This window comes from Bacillus infantis (assembly GCF_008180445.1).
In the GTDB taxonomy this organism is placed as follows: domain Bacteria; phylum Bacillota; class Bacilli; order Bacillales; family Cytobacillaceae; genus Bacillus_AB; species Bacillus_AB infantis_B.
Map to the genome: position 1 here is coordinate 84649 of NZ_VTER01000001.1, position 13411 is coordinate 98059.

The following is a 13411-nucleotide window of genomic DNA, read 5'->3' on the forward strand; positions in this document are numbered from 1 at the left end:
GATCAATAAAGCCGCTGCACATAGCCTTCATTCAGTTCCTTTTCAACCTGCTCTGCAGTGACATTCGGTATCTTCGTATGAGCGACGATCATTTTAGCTGCAGATGGAAGCTCTTCTTTGCCCGCCCATGTTTCCGGCTTCCACAGCCCTGACCTGATAAAAGCTTTGGCACAATGGGTATAGCATTCCTTCACCCGGACGCCTATTCCGAACAAAGGCAGCTTGCCATCTACCGCACTCATCTCAAGCAGGTCCTGATCGCGGACTATAAAAGCCTCCCCATTAACCCTTAAGGTCTCACCAAGCCCCGGTATAAAAAAAATAAGACCAACATGGGGGTTTTCCAGTAAATTTTGGACAGAATCCAGCCTTTTATTGCCGGGCCTTTCAGGAATAAATAAGTGCTTTTCGTCAATTACAGCAACAAACCCCGGCATATCGCCCCTTGGAGAAACATCACATTCGCCAGCACTGTTGGACGTTGCCATCGTTAGAAACGGTGACTTACGGATGAACTCCCTGCAATGTTCATCGACTATCGGAATCACCTTACTTTGTGCCCTTTCACTTGGAGACCCGACGACAGGACGGAACTCTATAAATTCTTCCTTTGTTTGAATGACATTTTTAAAAATAGTATTCATTTCAATCACCTTTTTCATCAGATTTACGCACCGCCTGGCTGTCACTCTTCTTTTCAGTAAATGCCCATGTAAAAAATAGCCTGGCTCCAGTAATACAGATTGAGATACTTATGTTCCTTTGCCAATGGATGCTATCTCCACGAATCACATCAAATAGACTGAATGAAAACATCCAGATAAAAAATAGGACTGCGTTATGCCATTTAGGGTTCCTGATACCTGTTCCCCCAATCTTCATTCCAGGAATAATCCTTTTTTTAGACGTCTAAAAATTCCAGATAAGTATATGTATTCAGTATAATAGACGAAATGCTGAGAATAAAGATTCAATTTTCCGCAAAAAAAAGAGAAGCAGTTTCTGCCTCTCTTTTCTTCTGTCTATAATACCTGATGAAGGCTTGAAAAAACTTGTATGTCGTTTAAATTCACCTCAAGCTTCACAAATGTCTGGGCAATTTCCGGCCGGATCCCTGTCAGCTTAACTGTCATCCCTGTTATCTGAATCGCTTTGACTGTCCTGAGAAGTTCATGAGCGATGCGGGTATCGATGAATTCTACACCTGACAAATCAATGACCATGCAATTCAGTGACCTGCTTGCACCGTACTGCAGCGCTTTTTCCATGAGGTCATTCGTCCTTTTTCGATCAAGATCGCCAACTAGCGATATGACCGCTACGTCGTCAGAAACCCGGATAATTGGTATAGACAGCATCTTAACCTTCGCTTCTGCAGCCAGCAGTCTAGTGCGCATCAATGAAGAGGACTTTTCGCTGGTCCAGCAGATGATATCATCGGCTGTTTTGTGAAATTGCCTGTCCCATTGTTCATAAAGGTCCTCAGTCCAACCTTTTTGTTTGGCCATTTTTCTGAGCTTTGCAGCAGTTTCCTCCCTGAAGGAACATACCTGCTCTATCATTAGTTCAGCCGGTGTACCTGCCGCTAGCAGCTGATCCAGATTATTTTCCCAAAAACCAATTGTTGTCTTCCTATATTCCTTGTCAGGATGAAAGGCCTCCGCAAACATATCAGCCAGATTGTTTCTACAGTGATGGAGCACATTTTTCCACTCAGGTTGGGGATATCCCGAAGTTTTTTTTCCAGGAAAACCTGATGAGTAATCTCTCTCATAATGCTGGTGTATTCCATAATCGTCTCTCCGTTCTTCATAGACTGCTAATAAGGTTTATTTTGTGACCTGATGAAGAAGGGTTCGGTTATTGTTCCCTCTTAACCTACCTTTTCCAGTATGGGGGTTCATCAAACGAAAAAGGACTTAAAGATTGTGGCTGGTTTGACCCGGCTGGTCAAGAGCATAGAAACTTGACAAGTTAAAATGGTTTTCCAAAGATAACCATCTTATAATAGAAGAATAAGGAGGTATGTTCATGTCTGATATATTTGTATATTGGGGAGATGCAAGGATCAAACTTTCCTGGACTAAAAGCAGTTCATTGCCGCCATTAAATAAGATTACCAGCATCCATAGCTTCTGTTTTTATAATGATCAATTACTGCTTGTTAATCTGAATGAACGGGGATGGGATTTCCCTGGAGGACATCTTGAGGAAAATGAGACACCGGAAGAATGCTGCAGGCGGGAAGCCTGGGAAGAGGGCTATATAGAAGGAGATTGCACCCTTCTCGGGTATATCACTGTCAGCCATGAGGAAAATCCGCTTTGGAACGAAAATAGCCCGTATCCTAAGATAGGATTCCAGGCTATTTATAACATGGAAATAGAGCTGCTCCACCCTTTTGAAGGGAAATTCGAATCTGCAGAGAGAATGCTGATTAATCCCGAAAAAACCTCTCTATGGTATAAAGGCTGGAATTTACTGTACGAAGAAATACTGGAAGATTCATTGGCCAGCCGGCAGCTTAGAGCAGTGCCTCCAGATTTATAATGGAGGCATTCAGGGCCGCGAAGCTAGACAGGGCAAAGCCTGGTTACACTGGAAAGTCTGATTCCATCAAATTCCAATTTATATAAATCAGGCTTGGAGGAACACAATAAAAATTCCAATCCATATTCTTTGCTAAACTTACCCATCATAAGAGTCATAACAGCCCCATGCGTACCGATGGCAATTCTCCTGCCCTGATTTGTTCGAATCAGATGAAGCAATACTCTTGTTGCTCTATCTTGGCAAGCTCTATTCGACTCCCCGCCAGGCAAAGTGTAATCAGGGTCGGAGAAAGACCGCTCCAGCAGCGGCAGCAATTTCTCTTTACTTATAATAGCTTCATCCGGCAGGAACACTCTTTCCTTCAGATCCTCAAAAACATGGATGTCTTTATGGAGCCTTGCTGCAGCCCCCTCGATTGTCTGTACCGCACGCTGATAAGGACTTGATGCAAACACATCAACCCCTTCATCCAGAAGGCACTCACACACCTTTTGAGCATCTCTTTTTCCTTTTTCAGTCAACCCTCTTGATCTTTCATTTTCATTTTCTTTGGGCGACTCTCCATGCCTCACCATATATATGTATGTTTTCATAGATTCTCCTTTGTATTTTTTACAGAGCCTCTATAGGCCATTTAATCATCAGGCAAACTAAATATTAAAAAGGAAAGGATAGCTGTCCTTTCCTCTTTCAGGCAGTTACTCAACATACACAGTCACTTTCTCTTTTTTCTAAGCAGGGAATAGATAAAAAATCCGCTAGTCGCGACTATCAGCAGCAAGTGGGGAACAAAATACAAATCTGCCGGGACGACCCAATACAATATAGCTGCCAATGCGATAACTGGCAGCATGATGAGCATCCACGCTCGAACAAGCTTATTATTCAGGCTAAAATCAAAGCGATCCATATAGCCTTCCTCCCTCTATACGTTTTTTATTACAAGGATGAGACTTGAGGCATTAACTACCCAAACGCAAAACCATGCGGATTGTCATTAATACATGTCCTTCAAATTCCTCCTCAAACTCTTTGATATGCTCAAAACCTTTTGACAGATAAAAATTCCTGCCGATTTCATTGTCTTTTTCTACATTTATATAAATCTCTTTCACACCGGCCAGTTCTTCTATACCCTTGTTGAGGAGGGAGGTTCCAATCCCTTTGCCCTGTGCTTCAGAATAAAGATAGATGGCACCCAACTCTGCTTTTCCTTCCTTGTTTACAGGTGAAAAGTTGGCAAAACCGACAATCTGCCCTTCTGCCTCTGCAACAAAAAGATGGGACCTTTCAATTCTTTGCAGCATACGTTCACTGCTGTAGGCTGCAGCCAGGAATTGATCCTGCACCTCCCTGGGTATGATGCCTTCATAGGTGCTGTGCCAGCTTGCCTTTGCTGCATTCTGTACTTGTTCTATGTCATTTTCCTCCATTTTTCGGATGGTAAGTGTCATTTTATATGCTCCTCTGCTGAAGTTGCTGATGGCTGTTAATTTTTCAATCTATATGCTGTTCAAGACACCAGGAAAAAAATAATGAAGAAAAGAATATAGAGAGATTCCGGCAGGATCGGACGCTGCCTGAAGCGCTGCGGGTATGCTATGCAACTGGCTGTACAAGACATCCTGCTTATTGACCCACTATGAGGCAGAAAAAGAACCAGCCAAAATTGATATGTAAGATACCCAGCCAGAATAATCGTACCAGCTGTCTCCATAACCGAAAGAATTTCTTTTAAAACTGATTCTGCAAGATTCTGCCCATTAGTATTGTGTCATAATATTTACCGTCGGACAGCAGCTTATCCCTCCTCAATACACCCTCGATTTCAAAACCAACCCTTTTATAAAGCTGGATAGCATTTTCATTTGTTTCCAGTACTTGAAGGGTGATTTTTTTAATATCTGCCTCTTCCGCCCACCTGATAGAATCAATCAGAAGCTGTTTACCAATTCCATTTCCCCAATAATCTTTCAGAACGCATACACCGAATTCCACTTTATGGGCTGTTCTTCTTAAATTGGAGCCTTCGCAGCGGGAAAAGCCGACAAGTTTGCCATCCGCTTCAGCTACCAGAAAAAGATGGGTCTTCTGCTTGCTGTCATTTGAAATGACTTCTTTAAATCCTTCTTCACTGATAAAATCCTCGCCGCTCTCCCTGTCCATGTTTTCCGTTTCCCCGTCGATTGTCACCCTAAGTTCAGCAAGGCTTTTGGCATCTTCTATTTTCGCTTCCCTTATCGAGAAAGCATGCTTTGCATCTTGCAGCAAAATAATCTCTCCTTGAGCTAAAGAATCTTCTTGGAATTCCGTATTTTTAAGTATGGGTTTATCCTCCCCATTTTCGAAAAAAGCGGCTATAAAAAAGTCATTCGAACGTCTTTGCTATCTTTTCATTTAGCAGCTGGAATGATTGATTGAGCAGGTCTTTTGGAACCTCCTCATACAAGTCGCCAATGCTGACCTCATAATAGGAGGAATGGCTGTCTTTTTCTCTAAGATTTCCTGTAAAACCTATCCCTGTCTCTTCCTGTATTTGAATTAGAATTGGTTCGATTTCTTCTTTCGGGTGCTCAAAATGGACATGAAACATATTGGATACCGGAATAGATGGTAAAGTATATATGCCTTCACAGCTGTTGTATAATTGTGCAAGCTCTTTTGCTTCTTCATAATAAGCTTCCATCTTACCGGAACGCTGGTCATAATAATAATCAGCTGAAAGAATATATGGATAAAGGCTTATCAAATCGCCTCCGTGGCGCCGTTTCCAGACCTTTGATTTCTCCGTGAAATCTTTGCTCCCCGCAAGAATGGCACCGGCTATCCCGCCAATTCCCTTGTAAAGTGAGATATAGACACTATCAAATAGTGCACTCACTTCTGCGGCTGTTTTTTTATAGTAAGGGAGCACTTCCAATAAGCGGGCACCGTCAAGCTGCAGCTTAGTCCCTTTTTCACGGCAAAAGGCTGATATTTTTTCCAAAGTCCCGTAATCAGGAAGCTGTCCGCCGATTTCACGCTGAGGCAATTCAAGCAGCAGACAGGCAACATCCTCTTCCATGCCAGTGACATCATCAAGTTCAATCAACCTTGTTTTATCTGCGAGCAGAACGGTCTCAATATGATGCAGCTTTTTCAGCCCATCTTCTTCATGAATTTCAAGATGGCTTAAAGGATGGTAAGCAACCTTCGCAGCGCCCTTTTCGTCGCACCAGATACGCAGAGCGATCTGCTGGGCCATTGTACCGCTTGGGAAAAAAACAGCGGCCTCCTTTCCGAGCAGGTTTGCCATTTTATCCTGGAAATCCTCGATTACCTTCCCCTTCCCGTACATTTCACTCTCTATGCTGCCGCTGATCTGTTCAAATGCCTTTTTCAATACTTCTGCATTCCGTTTGCCATGGCCTGCGAGCGGATATTTAACCAGGCTGTATGATTCTTGAAGCGATTTAGTATGCATATGTATTCTCCTGTCTTTTCAGAATAATAGAATTATATCCCAAAGCGGGCTGCCGGGTCTATGGAATGCTCTGTTCCAGGAAAAAAGGGCAGCCGCAATGGCTGCCCTTCCCATTCTTATCTGTTTTTGAGTCTGTAAAATAATGAAGCAATCAGATTCGCTCCCCAGAATAGGAACCCTTGAGCATTATAATGCAGCAGCTGATTTTCAAATGTCATGCTCTCATAAAACTCATCCTGGGCTTTTCCTTGTGCTTTCCGCTCCTGATCCATTTTCTTCAGCTCTTTAATATACCCATATTGAACGGGAGCAAGAATACATGAAATCAGCAGGTAAATGCCCGCAATCCATAAAAAAATCATACGGTCCATTTTTACAGCTCCTTTCCAGTCGTTTTCCTATATTTACGAATGGCGGTATGGAAAGGTTTCGCTTTTTTCAAAATATTTCCTTTACTAATTGTTTAACCTTCATATTTGTTTGTAAACCTTAGGACATTTTTGTTGGAGCTAGGATGGTATCTTTATATGGAAAAAAGTTTTAAAAAAAGCATAAAAAAAAGCTGTCTTTTTAGTCAACAGCTTCAATCATAGTGTTTTGATTTTGATAATTGTTTACGGGGATTCGGTTGGATGGTTCCCTCTGTTTCTTTTTTCACTGGTTCAGAGGGTCTTAGTCCGTCTGACTGGTACCCTCTGTTTCCTTTTTCACTGTTCAGAGGGTCTTAGTCCGTCTGACTAGTACCCTCTGTTTCTTTTTTCATTGTTCAGAAGGTCTTAGTCCGCATGACTAGTACCCTCTGTTTCTTTTTTCACTGTTCAGAAGGTCTTAGTCCGTCTGACTAGTACCCTCTGTTTCTTTTTTCACTGTTCAGAAGGTCTTAGTCCGCATGACTAGTACCTTCTGTTTCTTTTTTCATTGTTCAGAAGGTCTTAGTCCGCATGACCAGTACCTTCTGTTTCTTTTTTCACTGTTCAGGGGGTCTTAGTCCGTCTGACTAGTACCCTCTGTTTCTCTTTTCTCTGTTCAGAAGGTCTCAACTAAGCCTGCCGCCAGCCTCAAAGTTTATTTTAATTTGATATATAGAAGAATCCGTTCTGCCAGCATAGATATGTGTGCAATTTCCACATAAAATCTATCAGTTTCTATCCCCACTATCAGCCTTTCTTTAAGAAGCATCCTCAAACTGGCTATTATACAAATCAGCATAAAAGCCATTCTGACCAAGCAGCTCCTCATGGTTTCCGCTTTCGATGATGTCGCCATCTTTCATGACGAGAATCAGGTCGGCGTTTTTGATGGTGGATAGCCTGTGGGCGATGACAAAGGAAGTTTTGCCTGCTGTCAGCTTATCCATTGCCTTCTGGATCAACACTTCTGTGCGTGTGTCGACAGAGCTTGTTGCTTCATCCAGAATGAGGAGCGGTGCATCTTTTACCATGGCCCGTGCTATGGTGATTAACTGCTTCTGTCCCGCTGAAAGATTTGCTTTATCATCGAGGATGGTATCATAGCCCATAGGAAGCGTCTGGATAAAATGATGCAGTCCAACGGCTTTGGCTGCTTCCACTGCATCCTGATCACTTACCCCTTTTCTGGAATAGACGATGTTTTCACGAATGCTTCCTTCAAACAGCCAGGTATCCTGGAGCACCATGCAGAACAGGCTGCGCAATTTTTCACGGCTCAATTCTTTTGTGGGCATACCATCGATCAGGATTTCTCCGCCATTGACCTCATAGAAACGCATGAGGAGGTTAATAATGGTCGTTTTTCCCGCCCCTGTCGGTCCGACAATCGCCACTTTCTGCCCTGCTTTTGCGAGAGCAGAAAAATCATGGATTATCATTTTATCTTCGCTGTAGCCAAAGCGGACATTTTTAAATTCAACTTCCCCTTTGACATCTGTGAGAACCGTTTTCTTATTATCTTCATTTTCCAGTTCTTCTTCTGCCAGGAACTCAAAGACCCGCTCACTTGCAGCCGCGGTGGCCTGCAGGTTTGCCGCTGCCTGGGCAAGCTGTGAAAGCGGCTGGGTAAACAGCCGGATATAAATCATAAATGCAACGATGACACCAAATGTAATTGAACCATTTACAGCCAATACTGCACCGACCACACAAACAACGACATAGCCGAAATTTCCGACGAACATCATGATCGGCATCATGAGCCCTGAAAGGAACTGCGACTTCCATGCGCTTTCATACAGCCTTGTGTTGATCTTGTGGAAAGTTGCCTTAGCTTCCGGCTCTCCGTTATATACTTTTACCACGCTGTGCCCTGAGTATATTTCTTCAATATGTCCGTTAAGCCTTCCAAGCTCTGCCTGCTGCTGCGCAAAGTATTTCTGAGACTTGGATATTAAGAAGCTCATAAACACAAAACCGATCAATGTTGAAAGAATGGCAGAGACAGCCATGATCCAATTTGTATAGAACATCATGACGAGCGAGCCTAGGAACATCGTTATGGCTGATACCAATGTGCTTAAGCTCTGATTCATCGTTTGCCCGATCAGGTCGACGTCATTTGTCACGCGGCTGAGAACATCTCCGGTGCTGCCTGAATCAAAGTATTTCAAAGGCATCCGGTTCATTTTAGAGGATAAATCGCTCCTTAAGTTTTTGGATACCCGCTGGGTGACTGTTGCCATGATGAATCCCTGAATATAATTGAACAGAAAACCCAAGCCATACAAAAAGGCGAGGATGGAAGCAATGCTTACGACCTCATCCAAATTGATTTCTGCCATCAGCCCTTCTGCAATCAGGTCAGTGATCCTGCTGAGAAGGTCCGGGCCGATGATGCTGAATATGGATGCTGCCATTGCCAGAACAAGGGCAATCACAATAAACGGCAGATAGGCCCTGCAATAGGAAACCAGCTTCTTAATAGTCTTCTTGAAGTTCTTCGGTTTTCGACCGCCTCCCGGCCCAATGGCACCTGGTCCGCCTTTTTTTGGCCTTATGCGGTTAGATTTTTTATCAGCCAATTTCCAGTTCCTCCTTTGACAGCTGAGAATAGGCAATCTCCTGATACACGCTGCAGCTGTCCAGCAATTCTTCATGTGTTCCGATGCCGGCGACCTTCCCTTGATCAAGGACTACGATGCGGTCTGCGTCTTTGATGGTTCCGATCCGCTGGGCAACAATCAGGGTGGTGCTTTCACTGGTTTCTTTTTTCAGCAATGATCGCAGCCGCCTGTCAGTTTTATAATCAAGTGCCGAGAAGGAATCATCAAACAGGTAAATTTCCGGCTGCTTGTAAATGGCCCTGGCAATGGAGAGCCTTTGCTTCTGGCCGCCTGACAGATTGGTTCCTCCCTGGGAAACAGCTCCTTTATACTGGTCTTCCATTTTTTCAACAAATTCAGAAGCCTGCGCTATTTCTGCCGCTCTTTCTAGCTTTCCGGCCGGTTCTGTCTGGCTGATGCCGTAGGCGATATTTTCCGATACTGTGCCGCTGAACAATACAGCCTTTTGAGAAACGTAGCCAAGCTTATCGCGGAGATCTTCCTGCCTGTATTCTTTAACGTTGATGCCATCGACCAGCACTTCGCCTTTTGTGGCATCATAAAAGCGGGGAATCAGGTTCAGCAAGGTGCTTTTTCCGCTGCCTGTTGAACCGATAAAAGCGACAGTCTCCCCTTTATGGGCAGTAAAGCTGATATTATGCAGGATATAATCCGCCGCATCCGGGTATTTGAAGCTGACATTCCGGAATTCAATCTCCCCTGCAGCTTTTGAATCGTTCCCTTTTAAGGTGCCGTCAAGGATTTTGGAATCTGTTTGCAGCACCTCATTGATCCTCTTTGCGGATACCGTCGCCCGCGGCAGCATCACGAAGATGATCGACAGCATCATGAAGGCCATTATGACCTGCATGCTGTAAGAAGAGAACACGACCATATCAGAAAAAAGGGTCAGTTTGTCTGGCAAAGCAGCATTGTTGATGATAAATGCACCAATCCAATAGATGGCAAGATTGATTCCCGACATGATCAATGTCATAACCGGCATCATGATCGCCATCGTCCTGCCTGTAAAAAGATTGGTCCTCGTCAGTTCACTGTTTGCCTTTTCAAACTTATCTTCCTGGTATTCCTCAGCATTATAGGCCCTGACTACCCGGATTCCAGTGAGATTTTCCCTGGTCACGCGATTCAGGTTGTCTGTTAAAGTCTGGATCACCTTGAATTTAGGGAGCGCAATGACAATGATGACTGCGAGCATCACCATAAGAACGGCAACGGCAATCCCGGTCGCTGCAGTCCACTGCCAGCTTTTGCCCATAATTTTCAAGATTGCCCAAACAGCCAGTATCGGCGCCTTGACAATCGCCTGCAATCCAACAGCAATCAGCAGCTGGATCTGTGTTATATCATTGGTGGAACGTGTGATCAAACTTGGGGTTGAGAACCCATTGATTTCCTCCATCGAAAACGACATTGTTTTTTCAAACACCATTCCGCGCAATCGTACGGCAAATCCGGCAGCCACCTGTGCGGCAAAAAAGCCGACTATCATGGCGGCAGCCATACTGCCGATGGCACATAAAAGCATGTAAGCGCCCTGAATAAGGACATCACCCATACTGCTGCCTTCTGTCTGGACCAGCATGGTGATTTCATGCATATATTCAGGCAGCTTTAAGTCAAGCCAGACCTGTACAATGATAAATACGAGGCTGCACAGGACAAGCAGCCAATCTTTCCCCTTAAAATGCTTAAACATAGCAAGCATCCGCCATATTCCCCCTTAATATTTCTTTATCTAACAGTATTAGATATTAAGTGCAGCTTAACCATATTGAGCGGTTGAACATCATTCCATTTCTTTATGAATTTCTTCTATGCGCTTCACAATACGGACAAACTCTTTAGCATCATGCTCCCCGAGCTTTCTGAAGGTCTTTTCGACAATACGCTTTGCTTCTTCATGCTCTTCCATTACAAAAGTTCTGCCAAATGGAGTAATGGAAACAATCACGAGACGTTTGTCATTTTTGTCCCTGTTCCGCTCGATATATTCCTTCTTTGCCAGATTTTTGAGTGCGGCAGCTACTCTCGGAGTCGAAAGGCAGAGCTTTTCACTCAGTTCACCTGAAGTAACCTCATTTTGTATAAAAGTCAGGTAACCCAATATACTCCTTTCCCCATAAGAAAGATCGTTGACCTTCTTTTGGAAAGGCATCTTCGGTGATTTGCTTATATTCTGGAAAAATTCATCCACTAAATCTTTATATTCCATAATTAGCACCTTTTTATTTATTTTATCTAATACTATTAGATATCATAATGCCAAAAATGTCAACGACGTGAAACAGCAGCTAAAGGCAAGCAGACTTCTCCAAAATAAAAACCTTTATTATTGGTTATTTTACTGATATGGAGGTGATTGGAATGGCGGAAAAGGAATTTCCGAATGTGAGTCTTGGGGGTAAGATCGCCAAGGAAAAAGGGGACGGCGGAGACCAGGTGCACGGGCATGAAAAAGAAAATAAAAATGGAAGAGTCAATACAAATTCAAAAACGAATATGTGAGGGCTGCACAAAGGCAAAGATCAGGATAGCCTGAATGGCTCTCCTTTCTTTGCCGGTTTGACAACCCTTCTGTAAGAGTGCAAATTTAATAATACTCTCTGTGATGCGCTTAAAAACAATGCCTGTTTACACCAAGAGAACAGGAAGCTCCCCTCCGTTTATTGAGCAGCGGTTTTTTTCCTCTATTCCGGCTTCTGTCTGGAGCGTCTTGGCCAATAAAATGTGGCTATCCAGATAATCATGCATGTTATAAACTTTTGGCAATATATTGAAAAGTGCATCAAAAAATTATCCCCCAAACACATTCAAACAGGAAGCCTTTCTCAGCCTCTGCTATTCTCTTTATTAAAGACATAATGAAATGAAGGAGTCCTGAAATTGGAAGAAGACTATTTGAAAGAACTGCTGAATGTACTGGAAAAATACACGCAGACTGTAATCACCCTCACCCTTTCAAACCAGCAAAATATTCCCTACGCCATCGTAAATTACGAAAAGAAAGTATTTGTCCTAATAGATCCAGGTACTGAAACAGCTTCAGTTTATACAGATATATGTTCAATATTATCAGCCATACAAGGGTACTGGGATAACAACAAGAAACTGGCAGGTGCCTAACATTCCTTCAACTGAACCAAAATAAGCATGATTTACCTTCAATTGGGAACTCTAAAACATAGAAATTAAGAAGAGCCGCAATCATGAGGAGGAGCCGGCATGTGGAATGCACTGCTGTGGGGAGGAATATCAGGATCAGCTGTCTTATTGGGGGCAATGGCATCAATGCTTTTGCCTATCCCGCAAAAAATCATAGGGCTCATCATGGCATTCGGTACAGGTGTACTGATCGGTGCAGCATCTTATGAACTGATTGGAAATGCCGTTATTGAAGGCGGCATCCTAGCCACAAGCATCGGATTTCTCTCTGGCGCCCTCCTTTTTACCATCCTGGACAGCATTGTGTCCCGGAGAGGTGCAGATAAACGGAAACGGTCCAGCCATATGGCTGCAGGAAGCGGAGGAATGGCCATTTTTATCGGCACCGTCATTGACGCAATTCCTGAATCGATCATGATCGGAGCAAGTTTGATCGAGGGCCAGTCTGTCAGCTTCCTATTAGTCGTGGCCATATTCATCAGCAATATTCCTGAAGGACTTTCCAGTACTGCCGGCATGAAAAAAAGCGGATATTCCTATACAAAGATTTTTCTGCTCTGGTTCACTGTACTCGCCATCTCTGCCATTGCATCACTTACAGGCTACAGCCTTCTTGCCGGGGCTCCTGCTGAAGTGATGGCGGGAATCGCTTCATTTGCCGGGGGAGGCATCATTAGCATGATCTCTTCGACGATGATGCCTGAAGCTTTTGAAGACAGCGGTCCTGTTACAGGGCTTGTCGCCTCCCTTGGGCTTCTTGTATCCATTATCCTGGATCATGCTTCTTAAGAAAGCTCCCGTAATTAAAACCACTGTTTTCCCCCTCCTCAGCGAAAAGATGATGCTTTCATCTAGTACAAGCTCAGCCCCTCAATCATAAAATAATCTAGCGCCATGATGAGGGAGGTGGAGTCATGAGATGCAATTGCAGAAAATGCCGTGAACGTGCTGCAGCTGACAAAACGATTGTAAGCCCGACGGAAACAGTTGTCCGCAAGAACACACGTACACAAACAATCAGAAGGATTCACCCGACAGAAATCGTGAATGTTAACCGCACGATCATCCGCAATGAGAATTATTTCCCTGTCACTGAAAGGACAGTGAACGAGACTATTGTGGAAAATTTCGATTGCGGCAGGGATCCTAATAATAGTCGCAACTGCCGAAGAATTTAAGCTTCCAGAATAATA

16 protein-coding genes are annotated in these 13411 nt (G+C 43.7%); 5 read left to right on the forward strand and 11 right to left on the reverse strand.

The window, feature by feature from the left end; translation table 11 throughout:
• Positions 1–2: 2 nt before the first annotated feature.
• Both FZD51_RS00470 and FZD51_RS00475 read right to left on the reverse strand, forming a co-directional pair.
• A complete protein-coding gene (locus FZD51_RS00470) occupies positions 3–644 on the reverse strand; it encodes a pyridoxamine 5'-phosphate oxidase family protein (protein ID WP_148972951.1) in 642 nt (213 codons plus the stop codon).
• Between the two features lie 378 nt (positions 645–1022).
• Positions 1023–1703: an STAS domain-containing protein gene (locus FZD51_RS00475; RefSeq protein ID WP_148972952.1), complete on the reverse strand. Its 681-nt coding sequence runs from the start codon at positions 1701–1703 to the stop codon at positions 1023–1025.
• Between the two features lie 328 nt (positions 1704–2031).
• Here FZD51_RS00475 and FZD51_RS00480 point away from each other — a divergent pair, with 328 nt between their 5' ends.
• Positions 2032–2550, forward strand: coding sequence for an NUDIX domain-containing protein (locus FZD51_RS00480; RefSeq protein WP_148972953.1), 519 nt, complete (start codon positions 2032–2034; stop codon positions 2548–2550).
• 23 nt (positions 2551–2573) lie between these two features.
• On the opposite strand, the gene FZD51_RS00485 is transcribed toward FZD51_RS00480, so the two are convergent.
• From FZD51_RS00485 to FZD51_RS00525, 9 genes are all read right to left on the reverse strand, one after another.
• Positions 2574–3146: a histidine phosphatase family protein gene (locus tag FZD51_RS00485; RefSeq protein ID WP_148972954.1), complete on the reverse strand. Its 573-nt coding sequence runs from the start codon at positions 3144–3146 to the stop codon at positions 2574–2576.
• A gap of 122 nt (positions 3147–3268) precedes the next feature.
• Positions 3269–3463 (reverse strand): hypothetical protein, encoded by a 195-nt coding sequence (locus FZD51_RS00490; protein WP_148972955.1) that lies wholly within the window; start codon positions 3461–3463, stop codon positions 3269–3271.
• A 52-nt stretch (positions 3464–3515) separates the two neighbouring features.
• A complete protein-coding gene (locus FZD51_RS00495; RefSeq protein ID WP_148972956.1) occupies positions 3516–4007 on the reverse strand; it encodes a GNAT family N-acetyltransferase in 492 nt (163 codons plus the stop codon).
• Positions 4008–4287: 280 nt separating this feature from the next.
• Positions 4288–4824, reverse strand: a complete 537-nt coding sequence (locus tag FZD51_RS00500; RefSeq protein WP_148972957.1) for a GNAT family N-acetyltransferase — start codon at positions 4822–4824, stop codon at positions 4288–4290.
• Positions 4825–4921: 97 nt separating this feature from the next.
• Positions 4922–6016, reverse strand: coding sequence for a threonine aldolase family protein (locus tag FZD51_RS00505; RefSeq protein ID WP_148972958.1), 1095 nt, complete (start codon positions 6014–6016; stop codon positions 4922–4924).
• Between the two features lie 116 nt (positions 6017–6132).
• Complete coding sequence (locus FZD51_RS00510; protein ID WP_148972959.1) at positions 6133–6387, reverse strand: DUF3949 domain-containing protein; 255 nt, start codon at positions 6385–6387, stop codon at positions 6133–6135.
• A gap of 797 nt (positions 6388–7184) precedes the next feature.
• Positions 7185–9086 (reverse strand): ABC transporter ATP-binding protein, encoded by a 1902-nt coding sequence (locus FZD51_RS00515; RefSeq protein ID WP_420886200.1) that lies wholly within the window; start codon positions 9084–9086, stop codon positions 7185–7187.
• Positions 9004–10761 carry an ABC transporter ATP-binding protein gene (locus FZD51_RS00520; RefSeq protein ID WP_148972961.1) on the reverse strand — a complete coding sequence of 586 codons (1758 nt, stop codon included), beginning with the start codon at positions 10759–10761 and terminating at the stop codon, positions 9004–9006. The genes FZD51_RS00515 and FZD51_RS00520 overlap by 83 nt, the downstream gene beginning before the upstream one ends.
• Before the next feature lie 81 nt (positions 10762–10842).
• Positions 10843–11268 carry a MarR family winged helix-turn-helix transcriptional regulator gene (locus FZD51_RS00525; RefSeq protein WP_148972962.1) on the reverse strand — a complete coding sequence of 142 codons (426 nt, stop codon included), beginning with the start codon at positions 11266–11268 and terminating at the stop codon, positions 10843–10845.
• 152 nt (positions 11269–11420) lie between these two features.
• Between FZD51_RS00525 and FZD51_RS25970 the strand changes: the two genes are divergently transcribed.
• The 4 genes from FZD51_RS25970 (at position 11421) to FZD51_RS00540 (ending at position 13396) form a co-directional block, all read left to right on the forward strand.
• The gene (locus FZD51_RS25970; protein ID WP_187445601.1) at positions 11421–11561 is read left to right on the forward strand and encodes a hypothetical protein; all 141 of its coding nucleotides are present in this window, start codon (positions 11421–11423) and stop codon (positions 11559–11561) included.
• 378 nt (positions 11562–11939) lie between these two features.
• Positions 11940–12179 (forward strand): hypothetical protein, encoded by a 240-nt coding sequence (locus tag FZD51_RS00530; RefSeq protein ID WP_148972963.1) that lies wholly within the window; start codon positions 11940–11942, stop codon positions 12177–12179.
• Between the two features lie 99 nt (positions 12180–12278).
• Positions 12279–13007 carry a ZIP family metal transporter gene (locus FZD51_RS00535; protein ID WP_148972964.1) on the forward strand — a complete coding sequence of 243 codons (729 nt, stop codon included), beginning with the start codon at positions 12279–12281 and terminating at the stop codon, positions 13005–13007.
• A 125-nt stretch (positions 13008–13132) separates the two neighbouring features.
• Entirely contained in the window at positions 13133–13396 is a 264-nt protein-coding gene (locus tag FZD51_RS00540) for a CotD family spore coat protein (protein WP_148972965.1), read from the forward strand.
• The last annotated feature ends 15 nt before the right edge of the window (positions 13397–13411 follow it).

Excerpts from the sequence above, each read along its gene's own strand:
- FZD51_RS00495 (WP_148972956.1), bottom strand. The coding sequence starts at position 4,007 with ATGACACTTACCATCCGAAAAATGGAGGAAAATGACATAGAACAAGTA.
- FZD51_RS00525 (WP_148972962.1), bottom strand. The coding sequence starts at position 11,268 with ATGGAATATAAAGATTTAGTGGATGAATTTTTCCAGAATATAAGCAAA.
- FZD51_RS00535 (WP_148972964.1), top strand. The coding sequence starts at position 12,279 with ATGTGGAATGCACTGCTGTGGGGAGGAATATCAGGATCAGCTGTCTTA.
- FZD51_RS00520 (WP_148972961.1), bottom strand. The coding sequence starts at position 10,761 with ATGCTTGCTATGTTTAAGCATTTTAAGGGGAAAGATTGGCTGCTTGTC.
- FZD51_RS00485 (WP_148972954.1), bottom strand. The coding sequence starts at position 3,146 with ATGAAAACATACATATATATGGTGAGGCATGGAGAGTCGCCCAAAGAA.
- FZD51_RS00515 (WP_420886200.1), bottom strand. The coding sequence starts at position 9,086 with ATGAAGAATTGCTGGACAGCTGCAGCGTGTATCAGGAGATTGCCTATT.
- FZD51_RS00540 (WP_148972965.1), top strand. The coding sequence starts at position 13,133 with ATGAGATGCAATTGCAGAAAATGCCGTGAACGTGCTGCAGCTGACAAA.
- FZD51_RS00470 (WP_148972951.1), bottom strand. The coding sequence starts at position 644 with ATGAATACTATTTTTAAAAATGTCATTCAAACAAAGGAAGAATTTATA.
- FZD51_RS00505 (WP_148972958.1), bottom strand. The coding sequence starts at position 6,016 with ATGCATACTAAATCGCTTCAAGAATCATACAGCCTGGTTAAATATCCG.
- FZD51_RS25970 (WP_187445601.1), top strand. The coding sequence starts at position 11,421 with ATGGCGGAAAAGGAATTTCCGAATGTGAGTCTTGGGGGTAAGATCGCC.
- FZD51_RS00490 (WP_148972955.1), bottom strand. The coding sequence starts at position 3,463 with ATGGATCGCTTTGATTTTAGCCTGAATAATAAGCTTGTTCGAGCGTGG.
- FZD51_RS00480 (WP_148972953.1), top strand. The coding sequence starts at position 2,032 with ATGTCTGATATATTTGTATATTGGGGAGATGCAAGGATCAAACTTTCC.
- FZD51_RS00510 (WP_148972959.1), bottom strand. The coding sequence starts at position 6,387 with ATGGACCGTATGATTTTTTTATGGATTGCGGGCATTTACCTGCTGATT.